This is a genomic window from Thioclava sp. GXIMD4216, from assembly GCF_037949285.1.
In the GTDB taxonomy this organism is placed as follows: domain Bacteria; phylum Pseudomonadota; class Alphaproteobacteria; order Rhodobacterales; family Rhodobacteraceae; genus Thioclava; species Thioclava litoralis.
Genome location: NZ_CP149927.1, coordinates 333,829 through 347,295, shown reverse-complemented (window position 1 = coordinate 347,295; position 13,467 = coordinate 333,829). Strand labels below are relative to the sequence as shown.

The following is a 13,467-nucleotide window of genomic DNA, read 5'->3' as shown; positions in this document are numbered from 1 at the left end:
TCCGGTCAGGCCTTCAGGTCGGCATTATAGACCGTCCCATCCGGTGCCTCCCCCTGCGGCGCGGGCAGGGCGCTCGGGTCCTGATGCAACGAACGCAGCAACCCGAATGCCATCAGCAGCACCAGCACCGAGATCGGCAGGGCTGCGGCAATCGCGGCTGTCTGCAACGCCGAAAGGCCGCCTGCCGCCAGCAGGGCCGCCGCAACCACGCCCTGCGCCGCGCCCCAGATGATCCGGTGGCGGGTCGGCGGATGCGGATTGCCCATCGACAGGATTGTGGTCACCACAAGCGTGCCACTATCGGCGCTGGTAATGAACCATGTCGCCAGCAGGAAGGTCGCCAGCGCCGAAACGCCCCATGCCAAGGGGCCATTGCCCGCAAGACCGTCAATCGTGGCGTAAAGCGTGCCGCCGAGATTCCAGTTGTTGACCATATCCAGAAGGCCCGCCGTTCCCACCCCGTTCGGTGCGGTCAGCTCTTGATAGAGCGCGTTGCCCCCGAAGATCACGATCCAGAGAAACGCGATAAAGGTCGGCACCAGCATCGCGCCACACATGAACTGACGGATCGTGCGGCCATAGGAGATCCGCGCGATGAACATGCCAACGAAGGGCGCCCAGCTCAGCCACCATCCCCAGTAAAAGATCGTCCAGCCGCCCTGCCATTTGACATTGCCCGGCTCGGAGGCGGTCCAGAATCCCATCGGAATGAAATGGGTGACATATTGCCCGACCGAATTCAGCAGGAAATCCGTCAGCCAGCCCGAGGGGCCGACAAGGAAGAAAAACGCCACCAGCAGCAGAGTAAGCAGGATATTCCACTCCGACAGGATCCGCACGCCGCGACCAAGGCCGGACACCGCGCTCAGCGTAGCCACCGCCGAAATCAGCAGCACCAGCGTGATCTGCATGCTGGTTCCGGTCGAGGTGCCAAACAGCACGTTCAGCCCCTGCACCATCTGGGTGGCCCCCAACCCCAGCGAGGTGGCGATGCCGAAGACGGTGCCAAACACCGCCAGCAGGTCCACCGCATGGCCCAAAGGCCCGTAGATCCGCTGGCCCAGCAACGGATAGAGCGCCGAGCGGAAGGTCAGCGGCAGCTTCTTACGATAGGCAAAATAGCCAAGCGCCAGACCGGTCAGCGTGTAGATCGCCCAGCCATGCAGCCCCCAGTGGAAATTGGTCACGCGGACTGCATCAAGCGCACGCTCCAGCGTCATGGCGTGATGGCCCTCGGCCTCGGCAAAGGGATTGTTGGGATAGCCCCAAGCGGCCGTATTGTCGAAATAGAACAACGGCTCGGCCACACCGAAGAACATGATCCCGATCGAGACGGAGGCCGAGAACAGCATCGCGAACCACGAGAAATTGCCGAATTCGGGGCGGCTGTCATCATCGCCCAGCCGGATCGCGCCGAAGCGCGAACACATAATATACAGGGCGACGGCCAGAATCGCGAGGATCGTGGCGATATAATACCACCGCAGCACGCTTTCGACCCATGCACGGATCGTTCCGAACACATCCGTCGCCATATTCAGATTGAGGATCGTGAACAGCACGAAGACGGCCACCATAACCTTGGCCGCGATACTCATTCCATTATGCAATCCGCGCATGGGACCGCGTTCCGCGACGCGAGGCGGCGCGGGGATCTTGTCTGGCTGTTGCGCCATTGTCATTCTCCCTGTTGCAACAGGCGCGGCACTGGTCTGCGCCACGCCCAGCCTTTCAACGCCTCAGCGCATGATGAAAGGATCGGGGATCGGATCATCGCTGGTCCGAAGCCACACAGTCTTGACGGTGGTGTAATCCAGCGCCGCCGCCAGACCACCCTCGCGCCCGTGGCCCGAAAGCCCGTGCCCGCCGAAAGGTGCCATAGGCGAGACCGCGCGATAGGTATTGACCCAGACGATCCCCGCACGGATCTGCCGGATCATCCGGTGTGCCCGCGTCAGGTTCCGGGTAAATACCCCCGAGGCCAGCCCGAAGGCCGTGTCATTGGCCAGCGCGATGGCCTCTTCCTCGGTGTCAAAGCCCAGGACCGACAGCACGGGGCCGAAGAATTCGCGGGTCACACACTCGGCATCATGCGCCTCCGAGCAATCCAATATGGTGGGCGGGAAATAATAGCCCGCGCCCTCGGGGGCCTTACCACCCGTCACCAGCTTGGCCCCCTGTTCCAGCGAACGGGCGATCAGCGCTTGGGCCATGTCGCGCTGGCGTTTGGTGCAGAGCGGGCCGATCTCGGTCGCCATATCATCGGGCCTACCGATCACGCAGGCTTCGGCCTTGGCCTTGAGCATTTCCAGAAACGCCTCTTTGACCGAATTCTGCACCAAAAGCCGCGAGCCTGCGACACAGCTTTGCCCCGTGGCCGCGAAAATCCCCGAGACCTGCGCATTGGCGGCGCTTTCCAGATCGGCGTCGTCAAAGACGATAAAGGGCGATTTCCCGCCCAGTTCCAGCGAGGTCGAGGCAAGGTTCTCCGCCGAGTTCCGCACGATATGCCGCGCGGTTTCCGGCCCGCCGGTAAAGGCCACATGGGCGACCTTGGGATGGCTGGTCAGCACCGACCCGCAATCCGCGCCAAAGCCCGTCACGATGTTCAGCACGCCCTTGGGGAAGCCCGCCTGATCGAAGATCCGCGCGAATTCCAGCATCGGCGCGGGGCCCTCTTCCGAGGCTTTCAGCACCATCGTGCAGCCCACCGCCAAAGCAGGGCCGATCTTCACCGCCGACAGGAACAGCTGCGAGTTCCAAGGCACCACAGCCGCCACCACGCCGATAGGCTCGCGGCGCAGCCAGACCTCCATATCGGGCTTGTCGATGGGCAGATGCGCGCCCTCGATCTTATCGGCCAGACCGGCGTAATAGCGATAATATTCAGCGACATAGGCGATCTGGGCGCGGGTCTCGCGGAGGATCTTGCCGGTGTCGCGGGTTTCAAGCTCGGCCAGAACCTGCGCGTTTTCCGCGATCAGATCGGCCAGCCGCAGCAGCAGCTTGCCGCGTGCACTTGCGGTCATGCCCGCCCATTCGGGCGCCAGAAAGGCGCGATGGGCGGCTTCGACCGCGCGGTTGACATCACAGGCCTTGGCCTCGGGCATCAAAGCCCAAGGCTGGCCCGTAGACGGGTCGAGGCTTTCGAATTGCGCGCTGGCATCTTCGAACTGGCCGTTAATGTATTGCTGAAAGCTCCGCATCGGCCCCCTCCTTCTGGAAGGCAGGCATCACCTCGTTGATAAACCGCAACAGCGAGGCCTTTTTCCGCTCGAAGCTCTGACTGGAATCGATCCAGAAGGAATATTCGTCATAGCCCTGCGCCTCGTAATGGCGGAGGCGCTGGATGACCTGATCGGGGGTGCCAATGACCAGATCGCGCTCCATCGCCTCGGGGGTATAGAAGGGATGGGCTGCGATTTCTTCCTCGCTCAGCGGTTTGATCAGCCCTTGGGTGATCTCGCGCTTATTCATGAACCATGCGCCGAAGTAGTTGTAGAAGCGGTTGAACTCTTTCGCCGCCAGTTTCGCATCTGCCGCATCCTCGGCGACATAGCTATGCATCAACAGCATGATCTTGGGGCGCGGCACCTGCGGATTTTTGGCGCAGGCATCGTTGAACGTGTCGATGAGATGCTGGACCTCTTCCTCGCCCTTCCACAAAGGCGCGACCTGCACGTTGCAGCCATTGGCCACGGCGAAATCATGGCTGTTGGGGTCGCGGGCGGCCACCCAGATCGGCGGGCCGTTTTCCTGCAAAGGCAGCGGTGCCGAGGTGGTTTTGGGGAATTGGAAGAATTCGCCCTCATGCGCGTAATCGCCCTTCCACAGCGCCTTGACCGCAGGGATCAGCTCACGCAAGCGCTGGCCCGCGCCCCAAGCATCCAAACCCGGCATCATCCGGTCATATTCAAACTGATAGGCGCCGCGGGCAATGCCCAGATCCAGCCGGCCCTCGGTGATGATATCGGCCATCGCCGCCTCGCCTGCCAGCCGGATCGGATGCCAGAAGGGCGCGATCACCGTGCCGGTGCCAAGGCGCACGGTCTTGGTATGGCGCGCCACATCCACAAGGCTGAGCAGCGGGTTGGGCGCGATGGTGAAATTCATCCCGTGATGTTCGCCCGTCCAGATGGCATGCATGCCGCCCTCATCGGCAATCTTACACAGTTCGATGAATTCGTCGTAAAGCTGTTTCTGGTTATCTTCGGAAGAGATGCGCTCCATATGCGCGAAAAGCGAGAATTTCATACCGTTAGCTCCCGGCAAAGACCCCGCGGACCTCGCCGCTGGTCTGATTTCCGTAATAGACCCCGAAGCTGCCGATGCGGGCTTCCTCGACGAAGCGCTTGAGCATCTGGCAGGTGGCTGGATCGGCAAGATCCATCAATGTCGACGGGACGAGTTCGGTAAAGGCGCCAAGCGCGGGCGCCTCTCCTTCGGCATCACAGTGAAAGGTAATATGCTGGCACGATCTGGCGGTATCTTCATAGACCGCATAGAGAAATCCCGGCTGGGCGTTGAGCCCCGTGGCGGCAAGCAGTCGCGCCAGCGCCGCCGAGACCCCTTCCGCCCCGACCTTGACTTCCGGCAGGGTCAGACCGCCCTCCCGGTCATTGACCAGCAGAACACGCTCACCCTGCCGGATCAGCGCCGAGACCCTGACCTCGACCCCAGCCTCGATCCTGTCGAGCGCCTTGGTCTCCACCTGCGGGCGCACATAGGCCCCACGGGCATAGCCCAGTCCGGAGGCGGGGCTTGTGTCAAACGCCTCGACACGGCCAAGCAAGATCACATGGTCGCCCGCCTCGATGATCTGGTGCAGCGCGCAATCAAACCATGCAGAGACATCACCGATCACGGGCGCTCCATGCGGCCCGGGCCACCAATGCAGATCGCGGAAGCGGTCCTCGGAGGGTCTGGCAAAGGTGTTGGAAATATCCTTCTGGTCTTCGGCAAGGATATTCACCGCAAAACCCCGCCCTTGGGTAAAGGCCTGATAATTGCGCGAGCTATTGGCCAGACAGACCAGCAGAAGCGGCGGGTCCAGCGACACCGAGGTAAAAGAATTTGCCGTAAACCCCAAAGGATTGCCAGTGCCGTCATGGGTCGTGACCACGGTCACACCGGTCATGAAGGCGCCAAATGCGTCGCGTAGGGCGCGTGGATCGATTGCGGTCATGGTACGACCTCCCCGAGAACCGGTGTTGCAAGCCATTCCTCCAGCGCGGCATTCACCCGCGCAGGGTCCGTCAGATTGACCATATGGCGCTGGCCCTCGATGGTCAGCGCGTGCCCATAGGGCGCGGCCTTGGCCATGGCTTCGGCCATTGCAGGGGTCGAATTGGGGTCGCCCGATCCGGTCAGGGCCAGCAGCGGGCAGCGGATCTGGCCGAACCTGTCGGCATAGAGACTGTCGCCTTCGGCAAAGGCCCGATAGGCGGTGGCATAGCCTCTGGGATCAACCGCACGCAGCCAATCCGCCACCTGCGCCCGCACCGCCTGTTCTTCTGGAGCATCCGAAAACCAGCGCGCAAGCGGTGTGGTCAGATCGAAGACACCCTTGGCAATGAGGGCGGCACGGGCAATCACCGCCTCGCGGGCCGCCACGTCACGGCGGAAGACCCCGTTCAGAAGCGCGACCCGCGCCACCTGATCGGGATGCTCGACCGCCATGCCACCACAGACCAGCGCCCCCATCGAATGGCCCGCCAGATTGACCGGCCCCAGATCCAGCCCCTTGAGCACCTGATGCAGCCAGTCCACAAAATCAGGCAGGCGGGCGGCGTCGGGCAGGGGGGAAGACCGCCCATGACCGGGCATATCAAGCGCAATCACCCGATAGCGCCCCGCCAGGGCGTCAACCTGCGGACCCCAAGCGGCGGAGTTCATCCCGACGCCGTGGATCAGCACCAATGGCGCGCCTGTCCCTGCCTCTGTAACCCCGAGCGTCCCCAGACGCTCAGACAGATGCAGGGTTGTCGACATCGCCACCCATCTCCTTCAGATCCTGATAGCGGTCACCGATGCGGTGATGCGGACGGCCACCGATCGAGGCCCCCAGCGCGATGACGATCTCGTCTGCGGCGGGGGCATCGGCCACCGACAGCTGCATGGTCAGATAATGGCTGCGACGGCCGCCATCATTCTTGTCCATCAGCGGGATATAAAGGGGGGCATTGGCCGGACCGCGCGTATTGCAGAAGGCCAGATAGGATTTCGCACCGACCGCTTCGCGGTAGTGGTTGCCAAAGCGCAGCGTATGGATCAGCGCCGAGGCATGTTCGACCTCGCCATTCAGGCCGACGATGGCCGATTTGCCATAGCCCTCGACCCTGTCGCCGCCACCTGCGGCCTCAAGGATCATCTTGGTCAGCAGGGCCCCGAGACCCGGTGCGCAATCAAGGATTTCAGGGCGGAGGTCTTCAACAAAACCCTTTTCTGCCCAAGGGTTACGGATAACCGCAATAGCCGCGATCATGCGCAAGGGGGTCTCGGCCACCTTTCCGCCCTCGATCAGCGTGTCTTCGATATGCAGCAATGTCTTGCGAATCTCAGCAGGCATTGAACGCTCCCAGTTGGATATTTTTTAGTATTATGGACTCATGGGATACCGTAATACAATCTTACAATCAAGCTTGTCGTTGCGCCGTGGCTCTGTTACGAAGGGGCATGACAAATCTTGGCCTGAATAAGATCGACCAACAGCCTGTCACCCTGCGCGAAGTGGTGCTGGACCGGCTGCGTGACGCGATCATCAACGACGTGTTCAAACCGGGAGACCGGCTGATAGAGCGCGTGCTGTGCGAACAGCTTGGCGTCAGCCGGACGGTGGTGCGCGAGAGCCTGCGCTATCTCGATGCGGAAGGACTGGTCGAGCATGTGCCCAATCGTGGCCCGATCGTCGCGCGGATGACATGGGATGATGCCCGCCAGATCTATGACATCCGTCGCAAGCTGGAAACCGACGCCGCCGAGGCCTGCGCGCGCAATATGACACCGGCGCAGGAACGCCGCCTGCGGCAGGCACTGGCGGAGCTGGAATCTGCCGCGCTCCAGAAGGAAAGCTCGGCCCTGTTCAAAGCCACCACACGATTTTACGAGGTGATCTTTGAAGGCGCGGGGCACACGATTGCATGGGAAGTGGTCAGCCGCCTCAACAGCCGTATCTCGCGACTGCGGATCATGACGCTCACCAGCGACGACCGCGCGACATCCGGTCCAAGCCATATGCGCAAAATCTGCGAGGCCATCGCCGCCCATGATCCACAGGCCGCGCGACGCGCCGTGGAAGAGCATGTCACCGATGCATCGGCCATCGCCCAGAAACTGCTAGCCCAAACATCCGGCACTTGAGGAGAAACCGCATGGCCAAAGCCTATTGGATCGCCCGCGTCACCGTCACAGACCCCGAAGCCTATACCGGCTATCAGGATCTGGCACCGGCGGCGTTCCGGAAATATGGCGCAGTGTTTCTGGCACGGGGTGGCCACACCCACAGCGTGGAAGGCCCCGAATGGGAGCGCCATGTGGTGATCGAATTCGCGGATATGGCCACGGCGCGCGCCTGTTATGACTCGCCCGAATACCGCGCGGCCCGCGCCGCGCGTGCAGGTGCCTGCCATGCCGAGATCTTCCTGACAGAAGGTCTCTAGGCTGAAGTTCGTGCGCCCACTCACGGTTGAGGTGAATTTGTTTACATAATTCGCATTATGGCACTTCGCGATGCCTGTCAGGCGTTGTGGTGCAGCAGCGTTGCCGGATAATCCGGGCGCAGGACCGGCATGTGCGGCATCTGCGCTTGCGCAATATTCACGCGCCCCAATCGGGTCGGCACCCCGTCGAATTTCCGCGCATCACCGATATAATCCACGTCATATCCGGCGCGACGGATCAGTCTTTCGAAAATGAATTGCGGCATGACCATCAGGAAATGGTCTAGATCGCGGTTCTGGCCGAATTCATAGATTGTCCGGAAAAGCGAGCTGATCGCATCCTTGCGCTGTGCGGCATTCAACTCGGCAGAACAGCCAAACCTTGTCGCTTCCCAGATCTTCGGGGATTTCGGACAGGCCGGTCCGGGCCATTCCGGCCAGAGCGTCTCGATCATATAGGGCGAGGTTGTCGGCACCAGACGCGACAGGGCGCAAACATGGTCATCCTCGTCCAGCGCCACCACATAATGGGCGGCAGGTGTGTCGAAGCTGTCAAATTCCAGATCCCCGTCCTCCGGCAGATCCCATTCGAGACGTTCCACGAAAATGCGACGGCGGAGCTGGAAATGCTCCAGCCAATAGCGGTGGAATTTCCCCAGATTCAAAGCATTGATCACAACGGTACGCATTCGGTCGGCTCCAGTTTGACACGAGGGTTCAGTCCGAGGTCGTCGCGCCGCAAAAGCCGAAAAGTGCTTATAACCTGACATGATACAACTTTAGGTCACTACGTCACTTCGCAGAGCTTGCGCCACCGGAAGTCGATATCGAAATATCTCATCCATAATTTTTATTAGTTATCCGTGATTTAATGATAAATAACCAATTTTGGTGGTTTTGTTAACCAAAACTTTACGCCTTCATGGCGCAGAAATCGCCGCCGGACGACTCAGCTTAAGGTTGATCTTTGGCGACGTAGTGGTAACGGTTGAGGACGTTATGGGGCAGAAAAAACCGCGTGATCTTGTCGATTATGCCCGCTGGATCTCTGGCGGATTATGTCTGGCCGCTGGCATCGCCAAAGCCTTTCCGCAGGTCGAGGATGTTGCCGCCACGCTCGAACTGATGGCCGCTGCCAATGCCGCCAACCTGCTCGGGCCGCTCAGCGCCTTTATCGTCGCACATGTCGCGCTGGTGACAACCCTTGTGGGGCTGGCCCTCGGGTTGACGGGGCTGGCTTTCCTGACCAACCGCTATCTGGTCGTGGCCTGCCTGATCCAGCTCGTCCTGTTCAGCTGTTTCGTGACATTTCTCTTTAGTGCCATTCCCGCCATCCTACTGGTCGATGCGCCCTTCTTTGCGGTCACGCTCTTGGTGCTGTGGCGGGCGCTTGCGGCCCCCCGTGCCCACTCCCACCCCTCGCTTATCAAGGAATAGATCGTGGACCGGCGCATATTTCCAGACACAGCCCCGCGGGTCCTGCCCCTTGTCGATCCGGGGCTTCCCCATATTGCCGTGGTCGGCGCGGGCCTTTCGGGGCTGCGGGCCGCCTACGAGCTGATCAAGGCGGGCGCGCGGGTGACCCTTTACGAGGCCGCCTCGAGCCCCGGCGGCAATGCCTGGCTGGAAACGCATGGCCATCTGGAATTCCCGACGGCGGGCTCGTGCTTTCGCTTTCCGGCACCGGGTTCGGATACGGACACCCTGCTGCGGGAGATCGGGCTGCGCGACAGCTGTCACTCGACGACGCGCTCCATGCAGGTGCTGTTCCGCACCTCGGCCTTGGTCCGCAGCCTGCCGACAATCACTCTGGCCTGCCTCAAGCATCCCAGATCGCTTCTGGACCCGAAGCTCTGGGGGCTGACCGCCAAGCTCTGCCTTGCCAGCCTGACGAACCAGCCGCTGGTCAAGGCGGACAAGTCACTCGGGGATCCGATCTTCCATGATCTCTATACTTTTCTGGACCGCCTCGCGCCGGACGGGGGCAGCTACCCTGCCCTGCCCTGGACGGAAAGCTGCGGTATCTCGCGCGAGGATATGGAACGGCTCGACCGTCTGAGCATAGAGCAGTTCCTCTTCGATCCCGCCGCGCGGCAGGCGCTGCCCCGACATCTGCAACCGCCCGCAAAGATCGGTGCGCTTACCCGCACGGTCATCACCACGACACTGGCGGTCGAGGGGCTGTTGCTGAGCAACTGTTCGGCCTATGTCGGCCTGCATTTCCTTGTGGGCTATCTGCGCGGCGACCTGTTCAGCTGTCGTGGCGGCAACGGCGCCGTGGCCCGCCGTCTGCTGGAGCATCTGTCGCAGACCCCGCGCTTCACCCTGCATCTGGAGGCCGCCGTGTCGGAGGTCTCGCAGAACGAGCGCCGCTATAGCCTCTGCGTCAACGAAGGCGGTCAGGACCGCATCTTCGCCTTCGACGGCGTCGTGGTGGCCACGCCCAAGGATGTCGCGATGCAGATCGTGCAGGGGTTGCCGGTCGGCCAGCTTTCGGCCATGCGCGAGATCGAATATTCGGATTACGCTATCGTCAATGCCGAGCTGTCCCAGCCGATCTGGACCGAGACCTTCGGCGGTTATTTCATTGGCGACACGGCCCCGCGCGCCCAAGCGGGCAGCTATTGTCAGGCGGGGGGCATCGTGAATGCCAGCTGGTCGGCCTTCGGGGCGCAGACCGAGCGCGGCGGCCTGACCTTCCTGAAACCCGTGCCGCAGCGCGCCGATCAGGGACGGCTGGCCAATGACCCGCCCGCACAGCTACGGCAGGCCGCCGAGGCCGAGGTCCGGCGCGCGCTGCGGGCCATCGGCGTTGAAGAGACCCTGCTGGAGATGGTCTGGCTGCATCGCTGGCCACGCGGGCTTGTGTCCCCCCGCCCCGGTCAGGTGGCACGCGATCTGTTCAAACAGGCCAGCCAGCCTCTGGGCGCGATCACATTCGCCAATCAGGACAGCGTCGGGGTCGGCGCATTGGAATCCGCGATGGAGGCCGGACGTCAGGCCGCCCAGTATCTGATCACCCATCTTGCCATCCCCCCCCAACGCGCCGAGCGCGCTGGCTCTACCCGCGTATACAAGGAGACACCGCAAGATGTTTATACACCAGCTTGACGGACGGGCCCCCGATCAGCGCAGCCTGCTTGGCGGCAAAGCCCTGTCACTGAACAAGATGGTGGCCGAGGGTCTGCCGGTGCCAGAGGCCTTCTGTATCACGACCGAGGCCTTCACGCATTTTCTGCAAGCCAACCGGCTTGATCCGCAAGATCCCGAGATTGCGGGCAAGGTCACATCCGCGGCCCTTCCTGCCGATCTGGAAGCCGATCTCCGCGCGGCCTATGCGCCTTGGGGCGACCGGCCGGTGGCGGTCCGCTCGTCTGCCGCCGCCGAGGATTCCGCGCAAAGCTCCTATGCGGGGCAGTTTCTGACCTGCCTGAACCTGCGCGGCGCCGACGCGGTCATCGCCGCCATGCGCGCCTGCTGGGCGTCCTATTTCAACGGCGCGGCACAAAGCTATGCCAAACAGCGCGCCGAAGACAGCAGCGCGCCGCTGATTGCGGTTGTCGTGCAGCATATGGTGGATGCCGATATTGCGGGTGTGCTGTTCACGCAGGACCCGATGGCCAATAACGCCCAGACCATGCGGATCGAAGCCGCGTGGGGCGTGGGCGAGGGCCTGGTCTCCAGTCAGGTCAGCACCGACAGCTATATCGTGGCCCGCGACAGCCTGACACTGCTCTCGCATACCATCCGCGCCAAGACCATGAGCACCCTGCCCCAGCGCAGTGGCGGCATCGCCCTTGTCGAGACGCCCGCCCACAAGATTGACAGCCCGACCCTGTCGGAAGACACTGCCTGCAGACTGGCGGGGCTGGCCGACCGGCTTATGCGCTCTGCCGCCTATGCGGGGCTGGATCTCGATATCGAATGGGCCATACAGGGGGACACGCTCTGGATCCTGCAGGCCCGCCCGATCACCACACTGGCACAGGACCAGAACACGAAGGTCTATGCCGATAGCGACGAGACCGACCCCGAGCGCCGTGAAAACGCGCTGTTCTCGCGGATGGATACCGGCGAGATCGTGACCGGCCTGATGTCGCCGCTGGGCCTGTCCTTCTGCCGCTTCTACCAGAACCATATCCACGGGCCGGCGGTCAAAACGATGGGCCTGCGCAAGCTTCTCGAACCGCATACCTTCATGGGGTATGTGCGCGGCCATGTCTATCTGAACATCTCCGCCTCGGCCTTCATGCTCACGCAATGCCCGCCGACCCGCGACATGCGTAAATTCACCCAGCGTTACGCCACCGACGATGTGGATCTGCGCGCCCATACCAACCCCTATGGCGTGCCGCCCAAGGGGCTGGAATATCTGCGGGCGGTCGGGCATTGGGCCCGCCAGCAGGTGCATAACCTGCGCACGGCCGACAAAACCGCCCAGGCGATGGTCCAACAGCGCAAGGCCCGCACCGCCGCCTCTCTGGCGCTGGACCTGCCACAGATGAGCCTGCCCGAACTGAATGCCGAGCTGGAGCGTATCGATATCGCCTTCCGCGCGGCCTGCGCGGCCTATATGCCCTTTTTCCTGCAGAGCTTCGCGCTTTATGATGCGCTGGCCGAGACCTGCCAGAAACTGTTCAAAACGCAGGGCAAGGGGCTGGAAAACCGGATCAAGGCCTCGCTGAACAATCTGCGCACCATCGAGGTCACACGCGGCATCGCGGCCCTTACGGAAACCGTGCGCGCTCAGCCCGGCCTTGCCGACCTGATCCGCCGCACCCCCAGCGCCGATCTGGGCAGGGCGCTGGACAGCACCACCGAGGGGCGCGCCTTTCTGACCGGCGCGTTCAAGGCGTTCATGGAGGAATTCGGCTCGCGCGGGCGGCAGGAATTCGAGCTGACCCTGCCCCGCTGGGCCGATGATCCCTGTTATATCTTCGATGTGATCCGGCTCTATCTGGAAAACCCCGTGGATGTCGATGCCATCATGGCCCAGAGCGAGACCCTGCGCGGGGCCGATACCGAGGCGCTGATGGCCAGCCTGTCGCGCAAGGACCGGATGAAGCTGCGCTTCATTATCAAGACCTATGCGAAAATGGCCGATCTGCGCGAGACGGTGCGCCCTGCCTTCATTTGCGAGACATGGTTCTATCGCCGGATCATCGTCGAGGTTCTGGGTCGGCTGGAACGGCAGAATATCCTCAAACAGTCCGATTTCCCCTATATCGACTTTGCCCTGTTCCGCGATTACGTGGCAGGCCGCAAAACCGCGCAGGAGGCCTTCCCTCCGGCGCTGATCATGGCCAACCGCCGCGAGAACCTGATCAACCTGCGCTCGGAAGAGCCGCCGATGGCCCTGCTAGGCGGCTATGTCCCGCAACCTGCCGAAAGCGTGAAAATCGCGGAAGATGGGCAGCTGAACGGCATGGGCGCAAGCCCCGGCATCACCGTGGGCACCGCCCGCGTGATCACCGATCTGCCGCATCAGGCGCAAAGCTTCAAGAAGGGCGAGATTCTGGTGGCCCGCTTTACCGATGCCTCATGGACGCCGCTGTTCACGCTGGCCAGCGGCGTGATCACCGATATCGGTTCGGCGCTGTCGCATAGCTCGATCGTGGCGCGCGAATTCGGCATTCCGGCCGTGGTCAATACCCGCACGGCCACAGCCCAGATCCGCACCGGCGATATCGTCGAGATCGATGGCGACCGTGGCATCATCTCGGTCGAACGCCAGAGCGCCGCCAGCCCCCTCCAGCCCCCCGTCAATCTCCCCCTGACCGTTCCGGCCTGACAGGTCCAGCAGACATCC

12 protein-coding genes are annotated in these 13,467 nt (G+C 62.4%); 5 read left to right on the top strand and 7 right to left on the bottom strand.

Features of this window, described 5'->3' with window-relative positions; genetic code table 11:
* Positions 1 to 5 precede the first annotated feature (5 nt).
* From WDB88_RS14915 to WDB88_RS14890, 6 genes are all read right to left on the bottom strand, one after another.
* The gene (locus WDB88_RS14915) at positions 6 to 1,676 is read right to left on the bottom strand and encodes a BCCT family transporter (RefSeq protein ID WP_339109614.1); all 1,671 of its coding nucleotides are present in this window, start codon (positions 1,674 to 1,676) and stop codon (positions 6 to 8) included.
* 63 nt (positions 1,677 to 1,739) lie between these two features.
* The gene (locus WDB88_RS14910; RefSeq protein ID WP_339109612.1) at positions 1,740 to 3,206 is read right to left on the bottom strand and encodes an aldehyde dehydrogenase; all 1,467 of its coding nucleotides are present in this window, start codon (positions 3,204 to 3,206) and stop codon (positions 1,740 to 1,742) included.
* Positions 3,181 to 4,254: an LLM class flavin-dependent oxidoreductase gene (locus tag WDB88_RS14905; protein WP_339109611.1), complete on the bottom strand. Its 1,074-nt coding sequence runs from the start codon at positions 4,252 to 4,254 to the stop codon at positions 3,181 to 3,183. The genes WDB88_RS14910 and WDB88_RS14905 overlap by 26 nt, the downstream gene beginning before the upstream one ends.
* A 4-nt stretch (positions 4,255 to 4,258) precedes the next feature.
* Complete coding sequence (locus WDB88_RS14900) at positions 4,259 to 5,185, bottom strand: flavin reductase family protein (protein WP_339109610.1); 927 nt, start codon at positions 5,183 to 5,185, stop codon at positions 4,259 to 4,261.
* Positions 5,182 to 5,991, bottom strand: coding sequence for an alpha/beta fold hydrolase (locus tag WDB88_RS14895; RefSeq protein WP_339109609.1), 810 nt, complete (start codon positions 5,989 to 5,991; stop codon positions 5,182 to 5,184). The genes WDB88_RS14900 and WDB88_RS14895 overlap by 4 nt, the downstream gene beginning before the upstream one ends.
* Positions 5,966 to 6,568, bottom strand: coding sequence for an amino acid synthesis family protein (locus WDB88_RS14890; protein ID WP_339109608.1), 603 nt, complete (start codon positions 6,566 to 6,568; stop codon positions 5,966 to 5,968). Before WDB88_RS14890 ends, WDB88_RS14895 begins: the two co-directional genes overlap by 26 nt.
* Before the next feature lie 107 nt (positions 6,569 to 6,675).
* Here WDB88_RS14890 and WDB88_RS14885 point away from each other — a divergent pair, with 107 nt between their 5' ends.
* On the top strand, positions 6,676 to 7,359 hold the full coding sequence (locus WDB88_RS14885) for a GntR family transcriptional regulator (protein WP_339109607.1): 684 nt from the start codon (positions 6,676 to 6,678) through the stop codon (positions 7,357 to 7,359).
* 11 nt (positions 7,360 to 7,370) lie between these two features.
* Positions 7,371 to 7,658: a DUF1330 domain-containing protein gene (locus tag WDB88_RS14880; protein WP_339109606.1), complete on the top strand. Its 288-nt coding sequence runs from the start codon at positions 7,371 to 7,373 to the stop codon at positions 7,656 to 7,658.
* A gap of 77 nt (positions 7,659 to 7,735) precedes the next feature.
* On the opposite strand, the gene WDB88_RS14875 is transcribed toward WDB88_RS14880, so the two are convergent.
* Positions 7,736 to 8,347 carry an acyl-homoserine-lactone synthase gene (locus tag WDB88_RS14875; RefSeq protein WP_330647120.1) on the bottom strand — a complete coding sequence of 204 codons (612 nt, stop codon included), beginning with the start codon at positions 8,345 to 8,347 and terminating at the stop codon, positions 7,736 to 7,738.
* A 310-nt stretch (positions 8,348 to 8,657) separates the two neighbouring features.
* Here WDB88_RS14875 and WDB88_RS14870 point away from each other — a divergent pair, with 310 nt between their 5' ends.
* From WDB88_RS14870 to WDB88_RS14860, 3 genes are read left to right on the top strand one after another with little or no spacing between them, the layout of a single operon-like run.
* Positions 8,658 to 9,095, top strand: a complete 438-nt coding sequence (locus WDB88_RS14870; RefSeq protein WP_339109605.1) for a DUF6041 domain-containing protein — start codon at positions 8,658 to 8,660, stop codon at positions 9,093 to 9,095.
* Positions 9,096 to 9,098: 3 nt separating this feature from the next.
* Positions 9,099 to 10,769: an FAD-dependent oxidoreductase gene (locus tag WDB88_RS14865; protein WP_339109604.1), complete on the top strand. Its 1,671-nt coding sequence runs from the start codon at positions 9,099 to 9,101 to the stop codon at positions 10,767 to 10,769.
* Positions 10,750 to 13,449 (top strand): PEP/pyruvate-binding domain-containing protein, encoded by a 2,700-nt coding sequence (locus tag WDB88_RS14860; RefSeq protein ID WP_339109603.1) that lies wholly within the window; start codon positions 10,750 to 10,752, stop codon positions 13,447 to 13,449. The genes WDB88_RS14865 and WDB88_RS14860 overlap by 20 nt, the downstream gene beginning before the upstream one ends.
* Positions 13,450 to 13,467 lie beyond the last annotated feature (18 nt).

Excerpts from the sequence above, each read along its gene's own strand:
- WDB88_RS14885 (WP_339109607.1), top strand. The coding sequence starts at position 6,676 with ATGACAAATCTTGGCCTGAATAAGATCGACCAACAGCCTGTCACCCTG.
- WDB88_RS14870 (WP_339109605.1), top strand. The coding sequence starts at position 8,658 with ATGGGGCAGAAAAAACCGCGTGATCTTGTCGATTATGCCCGCTGGATC.
- WDB88_RS14900 (WP_339109610.1), bottom strand. The coding sequence starts at position 5,185 with ATGACCGCAATCGATCCACGCGCCCTACGCGACGCATTTGGCGCCTTC.
- WDB88_RS14890 (WP_339109608.1), bottom strand. The coding sequence starts at position 6,568 with ATGCCTGCTGAGATTCGCAAGACATTGCTGCATATCGAAGACACGCTG.
- WDB88_RS14895 (WP_339109609.1), bottom strand. The coding sequence starts at position 5,991 with ATGTCGACAACCCTGCATCTGTCTGAGCGTCTGGGGACGCTCGGGGTT.
- WDB88_RS14910 (WP_339109612.1), bottom strand. The coding sequence starts at position 3,206 with ATGCGGAGCTTTCAGCAATACATTAACGGCCAGTTCGAAGATGCCAGC.
- WDB88_RS14860 (WP_339109603.1), top strand. The coding sequence starts at position 10,750 with ATGTTTATACACCAGCTTGACGGACGGGCCCCCGATCAGCGCAGCCTG.
- WDB88_RS14875 (WP_330647120.1), bottom strand. The coding sequence starts at position 8,347 with ATGCGTACCGTTGTGATCAATGCTTTGAATCTGGGGAAATTCCACCGC.
- WDB88_RS14915 (WP_339109614.1), bottom strand. The coding sequence starts at position 1,676 with ATGGCGCAACAGCCAGACAAGATCCCCGCGCCGCCTCGCGTCGCGGAA.
- WDB88_RS14880 (WP_339109606.1), top strand. The coding sequence starts at position 7,371 with ATGGCCAAAGCCTATTGGATCGCCCGCGTCACCGTCACAGACCCCGAA.
- WDB88_RS14905 (WP_339109611.1), bottom strand. The coding sequence starts at position 4,254 with ATGAAATTCTCGCTTTTCGCGCATATGGAGCGCATCTCTTCCGAAGAT.